Annotated in this window: 17 protein-coding genes and 1 riboswitch; of the genes, 11 read left to right on the forward strand and 6 right to left on the reverse strand. The window is 41.2% G+C overall.

From position 1 onward, the window contains the following. Nucleotides 1-82: 82 nt before the first annotated feature. From rplJ to thiH, 10 genes are all read left to right on the forward strand, one after another. The gene (gene rplJ / locus HWV00_RS01285; RefSeq protein ID WP_211684356.1) at nt 83-586 is read left to right on the forward strand and encodes a 50S ribosomal protein L10; all 504 of its coding nucleotides are present in this window, start codon (nt 83-85) and stop codon (nt 584-586) included. Between the two features lie 47 nt (nt 587-633). Beyond that, a complete protein-coding gene (gene rplL, locus HWV00_RS01290; RefSeq protein WP_211684357.1) occupies nt 634-999 on the forward strand; it encodes a 50S ribosomal protein L7/L12 in 366 nt (121 codons plus the stop codon). A 233-nt stretch (nt 1,000-1,232) separates the two neighbouring features. Next, entirely contained in the window at nt 1,233-5,270 is a 4,038-nt protein-coding gene (gene rpoB / locus HWV00_RS01295) for a DNA-directed RNA polymerase subunit beta (protein WP_211684358.1), read from the forward strand. A gap of 99 nt (nt 5,271-5,369) precedes the next feature. Then, nucleotides 5,370-9,653, forward strand: coding sequence for a DNA-directed RNA polymerase subunit beta' (gene rpoC, locus HWV00_RS01300; protein ID WP_211684359.1), 4,284 nt, complete (start codon nt 5,370-5,372; stop codon nt 9,651-9,653). Nucleotides 9,654-9,801: 148 nt separating this feature from the next. After that, nucleotides 9,802-9,903: riboswitch (TPP riboswitch) on the forward strand. A gap of 138 nt (nt 9,904-10,041) precedes the next feature. Further along, on the forward strand, nt 10,042-12,081 hold the full coding sequence (thiC, locus tag HWV00_RS01305) for a phosphomethylpyrimidine synthase ThiC (RefSeq protein ID WP_211684360.1): 2,040 nt from the start codon (nt 10,042-10,044) through the stop codon (nt 12,079-12,081). Between the two features lie 7 nt (nt 12,082-12,088). Further along, nucleotides 12,089-13,540, forward strand: a complete 1,452-nt coding sequence (gene thiE / locus HWV00_RS01310) for a thiamine phosphate synthase (RefSeq protein ID WP_211684361.1) — start codon at nt 12,089-12,091, stop codon at nt 13,538-13,540. 15 nt (nt 13,541-13,555) lie between these two features. Further along, complete coding sequence (locus HWV00_RS01315; RefSeq protein WP_211684362.1) at nt 13,556-14,326, forward strand: HesA/MoeB/ThiF family protein; 771 nt, start codon at nt 13,556-13,558, stop codon at nt 14,324-14,326. 57 nt (nt 14,327-14,383) lie between these two features. Further along, complete coding sequence (gene thiS, locus HWV00_RS01320) at nt 14,384-14,581, forward strand: sulfur carrier protein ThiS (protein ID WP_211684363.1); 198 nt, start codon at nt 14,384-14,386, stop codon at nt 14,579-14,581. Then, nucleotides 14,582-15,391 (forward strand): thiazole synthase, encoded by an 810-nt coding sequence (locus HWV00_RS01325; protein WP_211684364.1) that lies wholly within the window; start codon nt 14,582-14,584, stop codon nt 15,389-15,391. A 23-nt stretch (nt 15,392-15,414) separates the two neighbouring features. Next, nucleotides 15,415-16,536 (forward strand): 2-iminoacetate synthase ThiH, encoded by a 1,122-nt coding sequence (gene thiH / locus HWV00_RS01330; RefSeq protein WP_211684365.1) that lies wholly within the window; start codon nt 15,415-15,417, stop codon nt 16,534-16,536. Nucleotides 16,537-16,599: 63 nt separating this feature from the next. On the opposite strand, the gene HWV00_RS01335 is transcribed toward thiH, so the two are convergent. Both HWV00_RS01335 and HWV00_RS01340 read right to left on the reverse strand, forming a co-directional pair. Continuing rightward, entirely contained in the window at nt 16,600-17,310 is a 711-nt protein-coding gene (locus HWV00_RS01335; protein ID WP_211684366.1) for an outer membrane beta-barrel protein, read from the reverse strand. A 75-nt stretch (nt 17,311-17,385) separates the two neighbouring features. Then, nucleotides 17,386-18,312: a DMT family transporter gene (locus tag HWV00_RS01340; RefSeq protein WP_211684367.1), complete on the reverse strand. Its 927-nt coding sequence runs from the start codon at nt 18,310-18,312 to the stop codon at nt 17,386-17,388. A gap of 118 nt (nt 18,313-18,430) precedes the next feature. Here HWV00_RS01340 and HWV00_RS01345 point away from each other — a divergent pair, with 118 nt between their 5' ends. Next, nucleotides 18,431-18,889 (forward strand): Lrp/AsnC family transcriptional regulator, encoded by a 459-nt coding sequence (locus tag HWV00_RS01345; protein WP_211684368.1) that lies wholly within the window; start codon nt 18,431-18,433, stop codon nt 18,887-18,889. Nucleotides 18,890-18,902: 13 nt separating this feature from the next. Here the strand turns inward: HWV00_RS01345 and HWV00_RS01350 are convergent, their stop codons facing one another. From HWV00_RS01350 to HWV00_RS01365, 4 genes are all read right to left on the reverse strand, one after another. Next, nucleotides 18,903-19,553 (reverse strand): SCO family protein, encoded by a 651-nt coding sequence (locus tag HWV00_RS01350; RefSeq protein WP_211684369.1) that lies wholly within the window; start codon nt 19,551-19,553, stop codon nt 18,903-18,905. A 19-nt stretch (nt 19,554-19,572) separates the two neighbouring features. Beyond that, nucleotides 19,573-20,082: a copper chaperone PCu(A)C gene (locus HWV00_RS01355; RefSeq protein ID WP_211684370.1), complete on the reverse strand. Its 510-nt coding sequence runs from the start codon at nt 20,080-20,082 to the stop codon at nt 19,573-19,575. Between the two features lie 14 nt (nt 20,083-20,096). Further along, complete coding sequence (locus HWV00_RS01360; protein WP_211684371.1) at nt 20,097-20,552, reverse strand: hypothetical protein; 456 nt, start codon at nt 20,550-20,552, stop codon at nt 20,097-20,099. Between the two features lie 497 nt (nt 20,553-21,049). Then, entirely contained in the window at nt 21,050-21,589 is a 540-nt protein-coding gene (locus HWV00_RS01365; protein WP_211684372.1) for a dihydrofolate reductase family protein, read from the reverse strand. Between the last annotated feature and the right edge of the window lie 25 nt (nt 21,590-21,614).

A 21,614-nucleotide genomic window follows, 5' to 3' on the forward strand; every position in this document is an offset into this window, starting at 1 on the left:
CGACAGGCACTTAGCGATAAGCTTCGTATTTGTCGGAAATTTTAAATACCGATTTTATCGGTTTTATCCAGGAGTATAGACCATGGCATTAGGTCTCGACGACAAAAAAGCAATTGTTGCTGAAGTCAACGAAGCTGCCAAGGCTGCGCTTTCTGCAGTAGTTGCTGATTCACGTGGCGTTACTGTAGGTGCAATGACTGGTCTTCGTAAGCTTGCTCGTGAGAATGGCGTCTACATCCGTGTAGTACGTAACACTCTTATGAAGCGCGCTGTTGAAGGTACTGATTTTCAGTGTCTTAGCGAAGCATTTACCGGTCCAACTCTGATCGCATTCTCTAACGAGCACCCAGGTGCTGCAGCGCGTCTTTTAAAAGATTTCGCTAAACAAGAAGAATCGTTCGAAGTTAAAGCGTTAGCATTTGAAGGCGAACTTATCGGTGCAGAAAACATTGATAAACTAGCTAAACTACCAACATACGACGAAGCTATTGCTCAGTTAATGATGACTATGAAAGAAGCATCTGCTGGCAAACTTGTACGTACATTGGCTGCTTTACGCGATCAAAAAGAGCAAGAAGCTGCTTAATTTAGCCGCTTTGTCTAAAATAAATTTTAATATATTAGGAATGACACATGTCTATCACTAAAGACCAAATCATCGACGCAATTGCTGAACTTTCTGTTATGGAAGTTGTTGAATTAATCGAAGCAATGGAAGAAAAATTCGGCGTATCAGCTGCAGCTGCAGTTGTTTCTGGTGGTGCTGAAGGCGCTGCTGTTGAAGAGCAAACAGAATTCGACGTAATTCTTGCTTCTTTCGGCGAAAACAAAGTTAAAGCTATTAAAGCTGTTCGTGGCGCTACAGGTCTAGGTCTTAAAGAAGCTAAAGGTGTTGTTGAATCTGCACCAGTAGCTCTTAAAGAAGGCGTAGAAAAAGCTGAAGCAGAAGCACTTAAAGCTACTCTAGAAGAAGCTGGTTGTACTGTTGAGATCAAATAGTCTATTCTTAAATAGATTATTGCCCTCATAAGGCATTGGCTGGTGATTTTTTAATCGCCGGCCTTTTTGCGCTATAGGATGTTTGGAAATTTCACATCATTTCAACCAAAATTCTGCGCACTGTTTAGCCCAATTCATTTGGTCGAGACAGGATAAAAAACATATAATGATGTTGTTAGAGCTGTCCTTTTTCAGGGCAGAGTGGGTCACTTATCAGCGAGCTGAGGAACCAAATGGTTTACTCTAATACCGAAAAAAAACGTATCCGTAAAGACTTTGGTAAAAGTGCACCAGTTGTGGCTAAGCCGCAAATGTTGGCTATTCAAACTAGCTCTTTTAAAAAGTTTTTAGAAATGGATCACACAGGCGAATACGGCCTGGAAGCAGCATTCCGTAGCGTATTCCCTATTAAAAGTTACTCTGGAACTTCAGAACTTCAATATGTATCGTACCGTCTAGGTGAACCTGTATTTGACGTTAAAGAATGTCAAATCCGTGGTGTTACTTATTCTGCACCGCTACGTGTTAAATTACGCCTTGTATTATACGATCGTGATGCACCTGCAGGTACTATTAAAGATATCAAAGAACAGGAAGTCTACATGGGTGAAATCCCATTAATGACTGACACTGGTACTTTCGTTATCAATGGTACTGAACGTGTTATCGTATCTCAGTTACACCGTAGTCCTGGTGTTTTCTTCGATCATGACAAAGGTAAAACTCATTCATCAGGTAAAGTATTATATAACGCACGCGTTATTCCTTACCGTGGTTCATGGTTAGACTTTGAATTCGATCCGAAAGATAGCTTATTCGTTCGTATTGACCGTCGTCGAAAATTACCATCATCAATTATTCTTCGTGCACTTGAGTTCACGACAGAAGAAATCTTAGCAATCTTCTTTGATACAACTCGTTTCGAAGTTAAAGATGGCAAGCTGTTGATGGAACTAATGCCAGATCGTCTACGTGGCGAAACTGCTGTATTTGACATCATCGCTAATGGCGAAACATATGTTGAAAATGGCCGTCGTATTACTGCTCGTCATATCAAGAAATTTGAGAAAGACGGCGTAAAAGAAATCGAAGTACCATTAGAGTATATCGCTGGTAAAGTAGCCTCTAAAGACTACATCAATGAAGAAACAGGCGAAGTGATTGTTGCAGCGAATGCTGAACTAACACTAGAAGCTGTTGCTGAATTGTCTCAAGCTGGCATCAAGGTAATTGACGTTCTTTATACGAACGATCTTGATGAAGGTAGCTACATGTCTGACACATTACGTGTTGACTCTAGCACTAACAAGCTTGAAGCATTAGTTGAAATCTACCGTATGATGCGTCCTGGTGAACCACCAACGCGTGAAGCGGCAGAAGCTTTATTCCAAAACCTATTCTTTGCAGAAGAACGTTATGACCTATCTACTGTAGGTCGTATGAAGTTCAACCGCCGTATTGGCCGTGAAGAAGATACTGGTGCAGGCATCCTGAACAAATCAGATATCGTTGAAGTAATGAAAACTTTGATTGATATCCGTAACGGTAAAGGCGAGGTTGATGATATCGATCACCTTGGTAACCGTCGTATTCGTTCAGTTGGCGAAATGGCAGAAAACCAATTCCGTGTTGGTTTAGTTCGTGTAGAACGTGCTGTTCGTGAGCGTCTAAGTCTTGGTGATCTTGATGCAGTAATGCCACAAGATTTAATCAATGCTAAACCTATCTCAGCTGCGATTAAAGAATTCTTTGGTTCATCACAACTGTCTCAGTTTATGGATCAAAATAACCCATTGTCAGAAGTGACGCACAAACGTCGTATTTCTGCATTAGGTCCTGGTGGTCTAACACGTGAACGTGCTGGCTTTGAAGTACGTGACGTACATCCAACTCACTACGGTCGTTTATGTCCGATTGAGACACCAGAGGGACCAAACATTGGTCTAATTAACTCACTAGCTGTATTTGCCCGTACTAACGATTATGGTTTCTTAGAAACACCATTCCGTAAAGTAATCAACGGTCAAGTAACTAATGACGTTCAATACCTTTCTGCTATCGAAGAAGGTCTGTATGCAGTAGCACAGGCTAACGCGACAGTAGATACAAATGGTGTACTTCAAGACGAATTTATCCCATGTCGTCATAAAGGTGAAACTACCTTTATGTCTGCTGATAACATTCAGTATATGGACGTATCACCACAACAGATTATTTCTGTGGCTGCATCGTTAATTCCGTTCCTAGAACACGATGATGCTAACCGTGCATTGATGGGTGCGAACATGCAACGTCAAGCAGTACCAACACTAAATGCTGATAAGCCATTAGTAGGTACTGGTATTGAACGCGCGGTAGCAATCGATTCTGGTGTAACTGTTGTTGCGAAACGTGGCGGTTCAATCGACTATGCTGATGCAAGTCGTATCATCGTTAAAGTTAACGAAGATGAACTAGTACCAGGTGAAGCGGGTATTGATATCTACACGCTAACTAAGTACACACGTTCGAATCAAAACACATGTATTAACCAACGCCCAACAGTATTAACTGGTGAAGCAGTGGTTAAAGGCGACGTGCTTGCTGATGGTCCTTCAACGGATCTAGGTGAATTAGCACTTGGCCAAAACATGCGTATTGCATTCATGCCTTGGAATGGTTACAACTTCGAGGATTCAATCCTTGTATCAGAACGCGTTGTAAAAGAAGATCGTCTAACGACTATCCACATTCAAGAATTATCATCGATTGCTCGTGATACTAAACTTGGTAGCGAAGAGATTACTGCAGACATCCCTAACGTGGGTGAAAGCGCATTATCTAAGCTAGATGAGTCTGGTATCGTTTACGTTGGTGCTGAAGTTAAGCCGGGTGATATCCTGGTAGGTAAAGTAACCCCTAAAGGTGAAACACAATTAACGCCTGAAGAAAAGCTTCTACGAGCTATCTTCGGTGAAAAAGCATCTGATGTAAAAGACAGTTCTTTACGTGTACCTAACTCTGTTTACGGTACTGTAATTGACGTGCAAGTATTTACCCGTGATGGCGTAGATAAAGATAAACGTGCACAAGACATCGAGCAGATGCAACTGCGTGAAGCGAAAAAAGATTTAACTGAAGAATTATCTATCTTCGAAGAAAGCTTATTCGGTCGCGTTAAATCTCTATTACTAGCTGCTGGCAAAACGGAAGAGCAACTTAATGCTGTTTCTCGCACGCAATGGTTAGAGATCGTTCTTTCTGATGAAGAACAACAGACTCAACTAGAAGGCCTAGCTAAGCAACATGATGAGCTACGTGCTGAATTTGATTCTAAGTTTGATATCAAACGCCGTAAAATTACTCAAGGTGATGACCTAGCACCGGGTGTACTTAAGATTGTTAAAGTATACCTAGCTGTTAAACGTCGTATCCAACCGGGTGATAAAATGGCCGGTCGTCATGGTAACAAAGGTGTGATTTCAACAATCGTTCCTATTGAAGACATGCCGCACGATAAGTTTGGTGAGCCAGTTGATATCGTACTTAACCCGCTGGGTGTACCATCGCGTATGAACATCGGTCAGGTACTTGAAGTTCACTTGGGTCTTGCTGCTCGTGGTATCGGTAATAAAATCGATGACATGATCAAAGAACAACAAGATCTTGCTAAGATCCGTGAGTTTATTCAAAAAGCTTACGACATCGGCAACTCGCATCAGAAAGTTGATTTATCAACATACTCTGATGATCAAGTTCGTGTTCTTGCACAAAACTTACGTAAAGGTCTGCCAATGGCAACACCTGCGTTTGATGGTGCAGCTGAAGCTGAAATCAAAGAAATGCTTGTATTGGCTGATCTTCCTGCATCAGGTCAATTAGAGTTATTCGATGGTCGTACTGGTGATACATTCGAACGCCCTGTAACTGTTGGTTACATGTACATGCTGAAACTGAATCACTTGGTTGATGACAAGATGCATGCACGTTCTACCGGTTCTTACAGCCTTGTTACTCAGCAGCCGCTGGGTGGTAAAGCACAGTTCGGTGGTCAGCGTTTCGGTGAGATGGAAGTATGGGCTCTGGAAGCATACGGTGCAGCATATACTCTACAAGAGATGCTAACTGTTAAGTCTGATGACGTGAACGGTCGTACTAAGATGTATAAAAACATCGTAGACGGCGATCATCGTATGGACCCAGGTATGCCTGAATCATTCAACGTATTGTTGAAAGAGATCCGCTCATTGGGTATCAACATCGAACTAGATGAAAACAAAGGTAAGAAATAAGCTCTATTAAGAGATTATTCTAACTTTTGAATTAGCATTGCGCCTCGACTCATTATGTGAGTTGAGGCTGCGTAGTTTTCACTCCCAGTGGAGAAAAACGTGAAAGACTTATTAAAGTTTCTAAAACAGCAAGGTAAGACCGAAGAGTTCGATGGTATCAAGATTGGTCTAGCTTCTCCGGAACAGATCCGTTCTTGGTCTTTTGGTGAAGTTAAAAAGCCAGAAACCATCAACTACCGTACCTTCAAACCAGAACGTGACGGTTTATTCTGTGCGCGTATTTTCGGCCCAGTAAAAGATTACGAATGTCTTTGCGGAAAATATAAGCGTCTGAAGCACCGTGGTGTTATCTGTGAAAAATGTGGCGTAGAAGTAACGCAAACTAAAGTTCGTCGTGACCGTATGGGCCACATCGAATTAGCGTCTCCTGTTGCACACATTTGGTTCTTGAAATCATTACCGTCTCGCATCGGTCTATTATTAGACATGACGCTACGTGATATCGAACGTATTCTTTACTTCGAATCATATGTTGTTATCGAACCTGGTATGACTTCGCTAGAGCGTGGCATGATGCTGACTGAAGAGCAGTATCTTGACAACCTAGAAGAATGGGGTGATGAATTTGACGCGAAGATGGGTGCAGAAGCTGTACTTTCTTTGTTACAAGATCTTAACCTAAACCAAGACATCGAAGAAATGCGTGAAGAATTAGAGACTACAAACTCTGAAACTAAACGTAAGAAGATCACTAAACGTCTTAAATTAATGGAAGCATTCGCTGTATCTGGTAACAAGCCAGAGTGGATGATCATGAACGTTCTACCGGTATTACCGCCAGATCTTCGTCCATTAGTACCACTAGATGGTGGCCGTTTTGCGACTTCTGATCTGAACGACCTTTACCGTCGTGTGATCAACCGTAACAACCGTCTAAAACGTCTATTAGACTTAGCTGCTCCAGATATTATCGTACGTAACGAAAAGCGTATGTTACAAGAATCTGTTGATGCGCTATTAGATAATGGTCGTCGTGGTCGTGCGATTACTGGTTCTAACAAACGTCCTCTTAAATCTCTTGCTGATATGATCAAGGGTAAACAAGGTCGTTTCCGTCAGAATCTACTAGGTAAACGTGTGGATTACTCTGGTCGTTCTGTAATTACAGTTGGACCAACGTTACGCTTACACCAATGTGGTCTACCTAAGAAAATGGCACTTGAGCTATTCAAGCCATTCATCTACGGTAAATTAGAATCACTTGGTTTTGCTACAACGATTAAAGCAGCTAAGAAAATGGTTGAACGTGAAGGCGCTGAAGTTTGGGATATCCTAGACGGCGTGATTCGTGAACATCCAGTAATGCTTAACCGTGCACCAACTCTTCACAGACTTGGTATTCAAGCATTCGAACCTGTTCTAATTGAAGGTAAAGCGATTCAGTTACACCCTCTAGTATGTTCTGCATACAACGCCGATTTCGATGGCGATCAGATGGCTGTACACGTACCGTTAACAATTGAAGCTCAATTGGAAGCGCGTACACTGATGATGTCTACGAATAACATCCTTTCACCAGCGAATGGTGAACCGGTTATCGTACCTTCTCAAGACGTTGTATTAGGTCTTTACTACATGACTCGTTCTGGCATTGCTGCTAAGGGTGAAGGCATGGTACTAGGCAGCCCTGAAGAAGCTGAAAAGCTATATCGCAGTGGCCATGTTGAACTACATGCTCGTGTTAAAGTACGTATTACAGAAAATCTTCGTAATGAAGAGACTGGTGAAGTTACAGTTCGCACTGAACTGAAAAACACAACAGTTGGTCGTGCGATTCTTTCTTTAGTAGCACCTAAGGGTCTACCATATGAACTAATCGATCCGGCTAAAACATTATCTGCTGAAGAAGAAGCTAAGCTTGAAGCGAATCCAGCTAACTGGATCCTGAAAGTATCTAACGAAGCGTTAGGTAAAAAGCAGATTTCTAAGCTACTAAATGACTGTTACCGTCTATTAGGTCTAAAAGATACAGTTGTTTTTGCTGATCAACTAATGTACACCGGTTTCCACTACGCTGCGCTTTCTGGTGCATCTGTTGGTATCGATGACATGGTTATTCCTGCAGCGAAGAAAACGCTACTTGAAGATGCTGAAACAGAAGTAACTCAAATCCAAGAGCAATTCCAATCAGGTCTTGTTACTGCGGGTGAGCGTTACAATAAAGTTATTGATATTTGGGCTCGTGCGAATGAGCTAATCTCAAAAGCGATGATGGATAACTTGTCTACAGAAACTAAACCTAACTCGTTAGGTGATTCTGAAACACAGAAATCTTTCAACAGCATCTTTATGATGGCCGATTCTGGTGCACGTGGTAGTGCGGCACAGATTCGTCAGCTAGCTGGTATGCGTGGTCTGATGGCGAAACCAGATGGTTCGATTATCGAAACGCCAATTACGGCTAACTTCCGTGAAGGTCTAAACGTACTTCAGTACTTCATCTCAACGCATGGTGCGCGTAAAGGTCTAGCCGATACAGCACTTAAAACAGCAAACTCGGGTTACCTAACTCGTCGTCTTGTTGACGTTGCACAAGATCTTGTAATTAACGAGATTGATTGTGGTACTGAAAATGGTCTAATCATCACTCCTCATATTGAAGGTGGCGATGTTGTTGAACCATTACGTGATCGTGTTCTAGGTCGTGTTGTTGCTGAAGATGTACTAAACCCTGTATCGGGCGAAGTAATTCTTCCACGTAACACGCTACTAGATGAAAAACTTTGTGATTTCTTAGAAGAGCACTCAGTTGATCAAATGAAAGTTCGTTCTGTAATTACTTGTGACAATGACTTCGGTGTTTGTGCAAGCTGTTACGGTCGTGACTTAGCACGTGGCGAAATGGTTGGCCAAGGTGAAGCAGTTGGTGTTGTTGCAGCACAATCAATTGGTGAACCTGGTACACAGTTAACGATGCGTACATTCCACATTGGTGGTGCGGCATCGAGAGCATCTGCAGAAAATAATATCCAAGTGAAAAACACGGGTACTATTAAGTTCCACAACGAGAAATTCGTTGAGAACGCAGAAGGCAAACTGGTAATTACTTCACGTTCATCAGAAATTACGATTATTGATGAAAACGGCCGTACTAAAGAAAGCCATAAGCTTCCTTACGGTTCTGTTGTTGACTTTAAAGATGGCGCAGCTATCGAGTCTGGTAGCATCCTTGCTAACTGGGACCCGCATACTCACCCAATCATCACAGAGGTGGCTGGTCAAATTAAGTTTGTTGACTTAATTGAAGGTATTACGGTTACTAAGCAAACTGATGATCTAACAGGTCTATCTAGCACTGTAATTATCGATGCAGCAGCACGTGTTGCAGCTGGTAAAGATATGCGTCCAATGGTTAAACTTGTTGATGCAGCAGGTAATGATTTATTCATTCCTGGTACAGAAGTTGTTGCACAATACTTCTTACCTGCAAACGCAATTGTTAACTTAGAAGATGGTGCGTTGGTTACTATTGGTGAAGCGTTAGCGCGTATTCCTCAAGAAAGCTCGAAAACACGTGATATTACGGGTGGTCTACCACGCGTAGCGGATCTGTTTGAAGCGCGTCAGCCTAAAGATGCTGCTATCTTAGCGGAAATCTCGGGTACTATTAGTTTCGGTAAAGAAACTAAAGGTAAACGTCGTCTAGTTATCACACCTACTGATGGTGCTGAAGCTTACGAAGAGATGATCCCTAAATGGCGTCACTTGAACGTGTTTGAAGGTGAGAAAGTTGCAATTGGTGAAGTTATCGCCGATGGCCCTGAATCAGCTCACGATATTCTACGTCTACGTGGCATTAGCCATGTTGCGAACTATATCGCAAACGAAGTTCAAGAAGTATACCGTCTGCAAGGTGTTAAGATTAACGATAAGCACATTGAAACTATCGTTCGTCAAATGCTACGTAAAGCTAACGTTATCTCTGCTGGTGACAGTAACTTCCTACAAGGTGAACAAGCTGAAGTATCACGTCTGAAAATCGCTAACCGTCAGCTAGAAGCTGAAGGCAAGCAACCAGCCGTGTTCCAGCATATCCTTATGGGTATTACTAAAGCGTCTCTTGCAACTGAGTCATTCATCTCAGCTGCATCTTTCCAAGAAACAACTCGTGTTCTAACAGACGCAGCTGTTCATGGTAAGATTGATGACCTTCGCGGTCTGAAAGAAAACGTTATCGTTGGTCGTCTGATTCCTGCAGGTACTGGTTTCTCTTACCACCAAGATCGCGCTAAAATGCGTGCTGGTAAGGTAGAAGAAGTTATGCCAGAAATCACAACTGATGAAGCTGAACAGAACTTAGCTAACCTATTAAATAACCTTTAATTGATTTGCTGAAGGCAATTAAAGTTGTATGCAAGTGATGACAGACCCACTGATTCACTTGTTTATAGTTATTAGATAGTAAAGGCGCCCTTTTATAGGGCGCCTTTTTTTTGCTTGTTTTTTAACGCCATACCAGTCTATAATTTGCCACATCTTGTCGGAGTGCTTTAGGGCTGAGACCATTTTAATATGGGATCCGTGGAACCTGATCAGGCTAATACCTGCGTAAGGAAACAAGAGTGATTAATACGAATATTATTGGTGTCATCGTTAGTTAGCCATAAGGATAAATAGGCTTACTTACCTGACGTAAACGATCAATATATCTGAATCACCACTCTCCATACTCAACGACAAGCAATCATCTTATTAGAAAGGAATGAGTGCTATGTCTACTGCGAATACCAATACCAATACCAATAAAACCAACAATACCAACAATACCAACAATACGAAAAAGCCGACACGTCGTGAAAACCGTGAAAATGCCCAAGAATTCATTAACAACCTCAGTTGTGAACCGTTTCCTAATTCAGAGAAAATTCACCTCACAGGCAGCCGTGAAGATATTCAAGTCGCGATGCGAAAAATCAATCTTGATGAGACGCTAGTTGCAGGCAGTAAAGACGAACCTGTTTATGAACAGAATGAATCGATTCCTGTTTATGATACATCGGGTCCTTATACCGATCCGGCAATTGAAATCAACGTTCATCAAGGATTACCTAAGTTAAGACAACAATGGATCGAAGAGCGTAACGATATTGAAGCGTTAGAGATTGTAACGTCGCATTTTGCTCAACAGCGCCTTGCGGACGACGGTATCGACCATATTCGCTTTGAACACCTACCAAAGCCGCTTAAAGCTATCGATGGCCAGAACGTCACTCAGATGCATTACGCACGTAAAGGGATCATAACGCCAGAAATGGAATACATCGCGATCCGTGAAAATCAAGGGCGTGAATTGATCCGAAATGAGCTGTTATTAAAACAACATGCTGGTAACGATTTTGGAGCCAGTATTCCGGATCTTATTACCCCTGAATTTGTTCGTGATGAAGTGGCTCGTGGTCGCGCGATCATCCCTGCCAATATTAATCACCCTGAATCTGAGCCGATGATCATCGGTCGTAATTTTTTAGTGAAAGTGAATGCCAATATTGGTAATTCATCGGTGACATCATCGATCGAAGAAGAGGTAGAGAAGCTCGTATGGGCTACGCGCTGGGGTGCAGACACGGTGATGGACTTATCCACAGGCCGTAATATTCATGAAACACGTGAGTGGATCCTGCGTAATTCACCAGTTCCGATCGGCACAGTTCCGATCTATCAAGCCTTAGAGAAGGTAAATGGGATCGCTGAGGATCTTACTTGGGAAGTATTCCGTGATACGTTGATCGAACAAGCCGAGCAGGGTGTTGATTACTTCACGATCCATGCGGGTGTCTTACTCCGTTATGTACCAATGACGGCAAAACGTCTTACAGGGATCGTGTCTCGAGGCGGTTCGATCATGGCAAAATGGTGCTTAACACATCATAAAGAAAATTTTGCTTATGACCATTTCGAAGAAATTTGTGTGATTTGTAAAGCTTACGACGTATCACTGTCTTTAGGTGATGGCATGCGTCCTGGCTCTGCTGCAGATGCAAACGATGAAGCACAATTTGCAGAATTACAAACTTTAGGCGAGTTAACAAAAGTTGCTTGGGAACAAGATGTACAAGTTATTATCGAAGGCCCTGGTCATATCCCAATGCACATGATTAAAGAGAATGTTGAAAAGCAGCTCGATATTTGTCATGAAGCGCCTTTCTATACGTTAGGTCCACTGACTACTGATATTTCACCGGGCTATGATCACTTTACTTCGGGTATTGGTGCTGCACAAATCGGTTGGTACGGTTGTGCAATGCTGTGTTACGTAACACCAAAAGAACACTTAGGCTTACCGAATAAAGAAGACGTTAAGCAAGGCATGATCACCTATAAGATATCTGCACATGCGGCTGATTTAGCGAAAGGTTTCCCGGGTTCGCAAATCCGTGATAATGCGATGTCGAAAGCGCGTTTTGAATTCCGTTGGAATGATCAATTTAACCTTGCTCTGGACCCTGAGACTGCACGGGCTTATCACGATGAAAATATCCCACAAGAGTCCGGTAAAGTAGCGCATTTTTGTTCTATGTGCGGACCGAAATTCTGTTCAATGAAGATCTCGCAAGATGTTCGTGATTACACAGCTGAACAAGAAAAAATCAGTATTCAATTACTTGATGAGGTTGTTGTCGTTGATGCAGCAACGGGCATGCAGCAAATGTCAGAAGAATTTAAAAAACACGGAGCGGAATTATACCTGCCACCCACACATGATGCCGTTAATGGTCGTGTGCCTGAACCTAACACCGATAAAGTGGAATAATTATTTAATGACTCAAGCCATTATTTGGACTATCACGGGCACTATTGCCCGTGATAATGCTACGACTCAAGTTGATATTAATACGATTAATGCACTAGATGGACGTGGCTATCATGTCTCTACAGCTCAATTATCTGATGGAGAATTTGCTGCGGAGTTAGCCATATTACACGCTGCTCCAGTCGCATCGGCAATTAAAATCGGAGAGATAGCGATAGCCTCACATATTACGGTGCTCGCTAGTTTCTTAAAAGAATATAAACAGCAGCATCCAGCGGTGAGTATTATTTATGAGCCGTTATCAATTTCTTTAACGGACATAACGACAGATACTGAGTTGGTTAAGGTGATAAAAGCACGTCTATTGCCACTTATCGATGTATTGATTGTAGAACAATATTCATTGGCATCATCTGCGGCTGAGCTGTTTAGTACTACAAAACAAGTAATGAATTCATTATTTGTTTTAGGAGTGAAGGGTGTTTGTGTTAAAGCTGTCGTTTTTGATATTAATAAAAATGGGCTGCAGGACATTGTTTTAGATATTTATGTTGATGCACAGCGCGAGGTATTACTTTCGTCATCGAGCGCGGTAGCTATAAAGGCAAGTCATTCAGGGATATTCTCTACCGTACTGGCTACTGTGGTTGCGCAGGATTATCCTATTGATGATGCATTAGTTGTCGCGAGAGCTTATTTAAATCAACCTTCTGAAATATGGCCGAGCAATCGTTGTTATTTCCCGCAGGTGGTATTACCGAATACTCCTCTAGGTGATCAACTTGGCCTCGCACAACAAATGCAATTAGCGTATGACTTTGCCCCTTGTGATACTAATCAACTCGGTTTGTATCCGGTTGTTGATACGGTGCAATGGCTAGAAAAAGTATTGCAACAGGGAGTAAAAACCCTGCAATTACGTATCAAGGATAAAACACCAGCGGAAGTCGTTGAAGATGTTAAAGCGGCAGTCGCTTTAGGCCGTCAGTATCAAGCCCGTCTGTTCATCAATGACTACTGGCAACTGGCCATTGAGCACGGTGCTTATGGTGTTCACCTTGGGCAAGAAGATATGCTGATTGCAGATTTTGTAGCCATTAAACAAGCGGGCTTAAAACTAGGTCTGAGTACCCATGGTTATTATGAAATTTTACGTGCTCATCAAATAAAACCGAGTTATATCGCCCTTGGCCATATCTATCCAACAGTAACAAAAGACATGCCATCAAAGCCGCAAGGGTTAGTTCGTTTGCAGCGCTATGCTGACCTAATGCAAGACTATCCGTTAGTGGCTATCGGTGGTATTAGCATTGAACGAGCACCTAAAGTTGCAGCGACTGGTGTTGGTAGTGTGGCGGTTGTGACGGCAATAACACGAGCGGATGACTATAAAAAAGCCATTGCAGAGTTGTTAAGCATTGTCGAACAGCAACCGAATTTAGTCAGTATTGGAAGCTAATATGAGCGGACGATTATGGAAAAATTAAGTGATCAAGAATACATGCGTTACAGCTCGCACTTACTGCTTGAAGATGTGGGTGAACAGGGGCAGTTAGCATTACGTAATGCCAAGGTATTGATAGTGGGTGTTGGTGGTCTTGGTGCACCCGTGGCTCTATATTTAGCGTCGGCGGGTGTTGGTCATTTGTATCTGGCAGATGATGATCATGTTGAGTTGAGTAATCTACAACGTCAAATTATTTTCAGTCAACGGCAGCTGAAGCAAGAAAAGGTAAGCGCAGCGAAAGCATCGTTAGCACAGCTTAATCCACATATTGAAGTAACGGCATTCGCGCAGCGGTTAACACCTGAAAGTGCGAATAACGAAATGCTTGAGGTGTTTGAACAAGTTGATTTAGTCATTGATTGCACGGATAACATGCAGACAAGACAAACAATAAATAAGCTCTGCGTTATGCATAAAATACCGCTAATTGTCGGTGCTGGTATTCGGATGGAAGGGCAGTTGATCTCGTTTAATGCCCAAGAATCCGATTCAGCGTGTTACCACTGTTTATATCCTTTTAATGACACGACGGATGTGAACAATTGCGGTACTTCAGGCGTACTTGGTCCGCTTGTTGGCGTCATTGGATCATTACAAGCGTTGGAAGCAATCAAGTGCTTAACTGGGATGCCCGTCTCTTCGTTTAATCGATTAATGCGCTTTGATGGAAAAACGCTGCAATGGCAACATTTCTCGGTAATAAAAGATCCTGAGTGTTCGGTGTGTTCGGCTAATTAATAAGAATTAAATAATCTTATCGCCGAATCAACTGTGCGATGAGGATAGGAATATAAGATGAAATTAATCATTAATGATGAAATTAAAACCTTAGCAGTGACGACCGTATCGTCATTACTGACTGTATTAGAACAACCAGATAAAGGTATCGCGATCGCGGTTAATCAAGCCATTATTAGTCGCAAGAATTGGGATGATTTTCAATTGTCAGAAAATGATCAAGTTACCTTATTTCAAGCTATTGCAGGGGGTTAAATGTCAATACTCAACGTAAATTCAACATTATCATTACCAAGCGATGAACTTATTATTGCTGATAAAACATTTTCATCACGCTTATTTACTGGCACGGGTAAATTTAGTGATCAAAAAATAATGGCTGAGGCCTTGATCGCATCTCAATCACAACTTGTAACAATGGCATTAAAACGTATTGATTTAGCTAATCAAGATGATGATATTTTGAAGCCCTTGATTGCAGCTGGCATGAACTTATTACCCAATACATCGGGTGCCCGTGATGCTAAAGAAGCGGTATATGCAGCACAGCTCGCGCGAGAAGCGTTGCAAACTAACTGGGTCAAACTGGAAATACACCCAGATCCTAAATACTTACTACCAGATCCAATTGAAACATTAAAAGCCACAGAGCAACTGGCTCGTGATGGTTTCCATGTATTACCTTACATACATGCAGACCCGGTATTATGTAAGCGTTTGGAAGCGGTTGGTACTGCCGCTGTTATGCCATTAGGAGCGCCTATTGGTTCAAATAAAGGTATTCGTACTGCAGAGTTTTTGGAAATTATTATCGAGCAGTCTACAGTGCCGGTCATTGTTGATGCTGGAATTGGTGCGCCATCACATGCTGCATTAGCCATGGAAATGGGGGCGGATGCCGTATTGGTTAATACTGCGATAGCAGTAGCTAAAGATCCTGTTGCAATGAGTAAAGCATTTGCGTTAGCCGTGCAAGCGGGTCGTCAGGCTTATTTAGCGGGATTAGGTTCTCAGGCAAGAACGGCTGTTGCCTCAAGTCCATTGACTGCATTTTTAGATTTATAATCACGCCAACCTAAGGTATTGAAATGAGCTTTTATGAGCAATTACAAAAATTAGATTGGGATGATATCCGTTTATCTATTTATGCTAAAACAGCGGTGGATGTTGAGCGCGCATTAACGAAATCAAGGCTCGATCTTGATGATTTTCAAGCCTTGATCTCACCTGCGGCAGAACCGTTTTTAGAACAAATGGCACAGCGTAGTGTTGAGTTAACTCGACAGCGTTTTGGTAATACTATCCAATTTTATGTGCCGTTATATTTGTCGAACATGTGTTCTAACATTTGCACGTATTGCGGTTTTTCGATGCACAACAAGATCCGTCGAACGACGTTGGATATGACGCAATTAAACAGTGAAGCGAAAGCCATTAAACAGATGGGTTTTGATCATTTGTTATTAGTGGCTGGTGAGTCAGAGCGTAAAGTGGGCATGCCATATTTTCGCCAAGTATTTAATGAATTGAAATCGCAGTTTTCTCACTTGTCGTTAGAAGTGCAGCCATTAGAACAAATTGAATATGAAGAGTTAAAAGAACTCGGTCTTGATTCGGTATTAGTGTATCAAGAAACTTATAATCCGCGCACGTATGCAGAACATCATATTAAGGGTAAAAAATCTGATTTTAAATATCGGATTGAAACACCAGATAGATTAGGCAAAGCGGGTATTCATAAAATGGGACTTGGTGCGTTAATTGGTTTAGACGAATGGCGCACTGATTGTTTTCATGTCGCAGCGCATTTGGATTATTTACAGAAGCGTTATTGGCAAACAAAGTATTCCATTTCTTTTCCGCGCTTAAGACCGTGTGAGGGTGCGTTTCAGCCTAAGTCGATTATGAATGATCGCCAGTTAGTGCAATTGATTTGTGCATATCGATTGTTTAATCCTGATGTCGAATTATCATTATCGACCCGTGAATCTGAGCATTTTCGTGACAATGTCATCCCGTTGGGCATAACGAGTATTAGTGCAGGTTCGAAAACCCAACCGGGTGGTTACTCTGATGATACTGACAAGGCGTTAGAACAGTTTGAAATTGATGATGACCGTTCACCTGCTGAGATGGCTGATTTAGTTAAGAATATGGGCTTGGAAGTCGTTTGGAAAGACTGGGATAGGTCATTAACGGCATTAAAATAATACGGCAGGCTGCGATCACATAAAGTGAAGCAGCCTCTATTTTACTATGCGGACTTGGTCATTTTAAAAGTTATATTTCACACCAAATTGTGTCGATATTTCATTGGTATTGATAGTGGCTATATCTCGGTAGCTGATATTTGCGACAGCAGACCAATTATCAGAAAACGCATAGTCATTACCAAAATAAAACTCATTAATATTAACTTTAGCGCCATCATCTTCTAGTGCCGCATAATTATATGAAAATTTCATTTTATAATGTGCGGTTACTTGAAAATAGGTCCCTATTTCACCCGCTGCACCACCTACTGTATCGCTATAATCATCGATGGTTCCAGGTGAGGCTTGTCCAGATGATTCATACGTTGAACCTGATAGTTTGTAATCAACATAGCCTAACGATATGTAGGGGGTAAATTTATTCATCGGAATAAAATAACTTAACGAATAATATTGTCTTGTTGTAGAGAAATAATCTTGACCTGATTCTGAACCGTAGTTGCCCCCGTTATACCAAGAGTGTGACCATTCTTTACCATCAAAAGAACTGTAACTAATACTATAACTGGCAAAGACATTATCATAAAAGTTCCATGATGCATCAAAGAAGGCGCCGAGTGCGCTTTCCGTTTGATTATCTCTAAATAGTGCATTATCAGCTTTACCAAACTGTAAGCCTGTGGAAACATAAGTAAAATTACTATCCGCATTAGCGAATGGAACAACCATCATGACAGAGCCTGTCATCATTGATAATAGTACTTTTTTCATTTTAGTTTTCTCTCTATTTACACAGGTATAAACTGGTTTAGTAAATGGTGGTATAAATTTATTTTGTATGAACCTTTATGATGTTTTCTCTACTTTAGCCGCTGTTTTAGTTACGTACTTAGTGATAAATTGAATCGGTAATTTACACAATAAAACACCCGCTGTTAGCATTAGCATCATCACTAATGATTCGTGGCTAATCGTTCTGCCGTTGATTGCACTGTCTAAACCAAGAGCGATTACTGGAAATACTAAGAAACAGATTGATGCTTGGAACGGGCTTGCGACTTTATTCAGCTGGAAGTAAGCCATAATGCCACCAATACCAGCGATAGCACCAAGGTAAATAACCGATAACCAAGATGTTAATGTGAATGTAGCAAAGTCAGGTTGTTCTACGAATGCACCAACTGCGAGTAAGAGTACTGAAGCAACAAGGCAAGGTAATGCGTTATACGTTAATACGTGAATACCCTGACAGCGAGTTTGTACACTGGTATAAATAGTCGCGTGCATTAATACCGCTAATACCAAGGCTCCAACACCGATAAGACTGCCATTTGCGCTCACACCCATCTCATTGCTAATAATGGTGATTAAGCTAAATAGCGCAACTGCAAGACCCAATAATTGGTGCGCATGTACTTTTTGACGATGTACTAATACCGCGAACGCTAATACAACAACTGGCATTGTGGCGAAGATAATAGAAGCTAAGCCAGATGAAATATACTGCTCACCAAAAATCATTAAGGTAAATGGAGCAGCAAAATAAAATACGCTGATTAGCCCAAATTCAAGTTTCTTGCCTTTAGGAAACATCAGCGGAATATTTAATTTGCGAGCGGCTAGAATTAATAGTGGCGCTGCTAGTGCAAAACGTAGACCTGTAGCTGTGATTGGTGGAATTGAATGTACAGCCATTTCCATAGCCATCCAGGTAGTGCCCCAGATCAAACATACAGAGGCAAATAATAATGTGGCGACAAGTTTTGTATTCATAAGGTATCTCTATATAAGTGCTGGGATATTTAATACAATAATTATATTGTTTTTAAGCAGGAATATGATTTCATATATATTGCTATTATTGGATTTTAAAGAAAGGATTTACTTCACTATGCTTGATTCGAAGGATAAATTGATTCTGGACTTGCTTCAGCGCGATGCATCGTTGTCTGTTGCTGAGTTAGCAGACAAAGTGAGCTTAACGGTTTCGCCATGTTGGAAAAGATTAAAACGCCTAGAAGATAATGGGTATATTTTACGTCGCGTCGCATTATTAAATGAGCAAAAACTGGGATTAGCACTGACCGCATTTGTGAATATTAAAACGCAGAACCACAGTGATAGTTGGTTTAAAAAATTTGTGGTGAGTGTTGATGACTTTGCAGAGGTGATTGAATTTTATCGTATGGCCGGTGAATACGATTACATGATGAAGGTGTTAGTGAAAGACATGGCTGCCTTTGATGTGTTTTATAAACGATTAGTTAATTGCGTAGATGGACTGACGGATGTCACCTCTTCATTTGCGATGGAAAGGTTAAAAAATACTACGCAATTACCAATAGCTTAATACTTGGGCGGACTTATAGTTTGAGTAAGTCTTCCGCAATTTTATTCGCACTGTGTGGCGGTGCAAAAGCCGCAACATATTGTCCTTGAGGATTAACTAAATACAACCGAGAAGAGTGGTTAATTAAATAACTCTCTCGTTGGTCTTCAGGTATTGGACTTGTGTAAGGGACCGAAACATATTTCCCATTAGTGGCTAAAAATGTTTTTTGATAAATAACACCAAAGCTGGCAACTAATTTATCTATTTCGCTACTGGCTCCTGTCATCCCTAGAAAGTTGTCATTATAAAAATGCGCATAACTTGTTAGCATCTCATTATTATCACGCTGTGGGTCGACAGAGATGAATACAACTTGAGGCATCGTCTTACCAGCATCTGTCATTATCTTCGCAACGTTGTTGAGATTATAAAGTTCAGTAGGGCAAACATCGGGGCAGCTTGCATACCCAAAAAATACCAATGACCATTTATCTTGAAATAATGCTTTGGTGTATTCTTGATTGTCTCCAAGTGTAAACTCGGGCAATGCTGTTTGTTTAGGTTGCACGTAAGCGGTCGAAAATGTCGGTAAACTCGGTTGCTGTATATGATTGGCAACCATTGCGCCAATTGCACTAAGGCCAATAATGCCCGCCGCGATAATAACCTTAGATTTTTTCATACTTAAATCCTTGTTGAAACTAGTTATGTTTCATGTTCGAGTGGTCCATTTTGCTATGGTCCATCTTTCCGTGATCCATTTTTGCTTTGTTGTTATCGCGTTTCACCGGCATTTTGGTGCTGATCGTTTCGCCGTTTAGCAGAGTGAACGAAACATTGACCAGTTCTCCAGGTGCTGCAATCTTGTTTGGTTCTAATAGCATGACATGGTAGCTACCCGGCTTAAATTGGAAAACAGTATTTGCAGGTATTGTTACTTGTTGCTGCTTTTGCATTGTCATCATGCCATCTTTCTTACCGGATAAATGCAGTTCACTACGACCAAACCCTTGTGCTTTTACATCCGTAATCACAATTGGCTTATTGCTGTGGTTCATTACAGTGAAAAAAGCAGCTTGTACTTTTGCTGATGGTGGCGCAGCACGAACCCAAGAATCCATGATCATGATATTCGTTGTTTCGGCAGCGAAAGTTGGTGCTGTTGAAAAAATAGCAGTCGCGATTAGCGTTGTTATTATTGATTTTTGCATTTGTTCATCCTGAATTAATTGGTCGTCGTGTTAAATTGAAATGGTACTAAATAAGATTGACCTGCAACCGTGATGGTTAAGTCTGCCTGCCATTGCATCTCACCTAATATGCAGATTGCGAGCGCTGTTTCTGCATAATATTGCTCATCGTTTACGGCTGCCAATGTAACTGGAAATCCCTGCATACTCATATTGACCCCGTTAATGATAATACTGGCACTGTTAATTTCAGAGCCGTTTAGATTAACGGATAATGGTGTCATCGGCTTTGCATTAAATGGCGTTAGCGATAGTGAGATTGTTTGTTCTGAATTAAGCTGAACCTGACACGCTTGTTGGTTAATACGACATGTTTCTTGTAGTGGCAGCTGAATGAGATCGAGAGCTTGCTGAGGTTGATAGAAAAAATTGAAATAACCGACTGCGGCGACAGAAATAATACTCACACCGATTGTTAACCATTTAGACATGGGCAGGGCTCTTATACTTAGCATTGAATCATGAAAAGAATATTTGTTTTATAATAAAACGATGAATAACAGAATATTACTTTAATTTCTAATGTAGTTAAACTGTAAATATAGGAAAACCTAGGTTAACTCTTATTTCGAGATTACTTAAAAGGAAGGGGAGTGAAGTCGATAAGAGTAAGATGATGCCGCAGTATTAATTTGATTCGGCATCGCTCATATTGATAAGCCATTAGTTGATAGCAATGCTTGCCCAAGCTGCTAACACCATGATTGTAACCACCACAATTGCTTTTAATTTCATATCATTTGCCATGCCACTAACTCCTCATATTAAATCAAGACTCAACCTATGTAGCATCTACAGCGGATTAAATAAGATGTTGATAGATTATGTTTTATCACTGTACTGGTTATGAATAATAAAAAATGTGGGGTGATTAATAACTACAATAAAAAAGTACTATTCACTAATAATGTCTACTTATCGGTATTAATCATGAATTATGGTTATTTTTTATTATTTTATAATGAGTTTGGATAAGTCCCGATGGATAGCAATGAGAAGAAACTACGGTTACGCCAAGCTCTGGCTGAGGAGCATTAAATAAGCGAATACCATTACCCAGCAAGATGGGGATTGTTGATAGTATTAGCTCATCAATAAGATCAAGACGTAATAAAGAATCAGCCAAATTCGCGCCACCAAGTAGCCAAATATTACCTTCTGAATTGGCTTTTAACTCTCTAATCGTCGTTGCTGGGTCGGTAATAAATGTGACGTTATTATCTGGTGTTATATCGGGAGAGTGAGAGGCAACAAAGCATTGTTTATTTTTATATGGCCAATTGCCAAAATCTTTAATTACCTGAAATGACGTATTACCCATGACAACAGCGCTGACGCTGTCCAAAAAATCTTGATAGCCGTAGTCTTCGCCTTTGACTTCAACTTGCGAGAGCCATGATAAGTCATGGTCCATTTTGGCTATGTAGCCATCAAGGCTAGTAGCTATATACAAAATAACGTTAGACATAATCATCGCTCCCGATTGAATGCGG

The organism is Moritella sp. 24 (assembly GCF_018219155.1).
Lineage (GTDB): Bacteria > Pseudomonadota > Gammaproteobacteria > Enterobacterales > Moritellaceae > Moritella.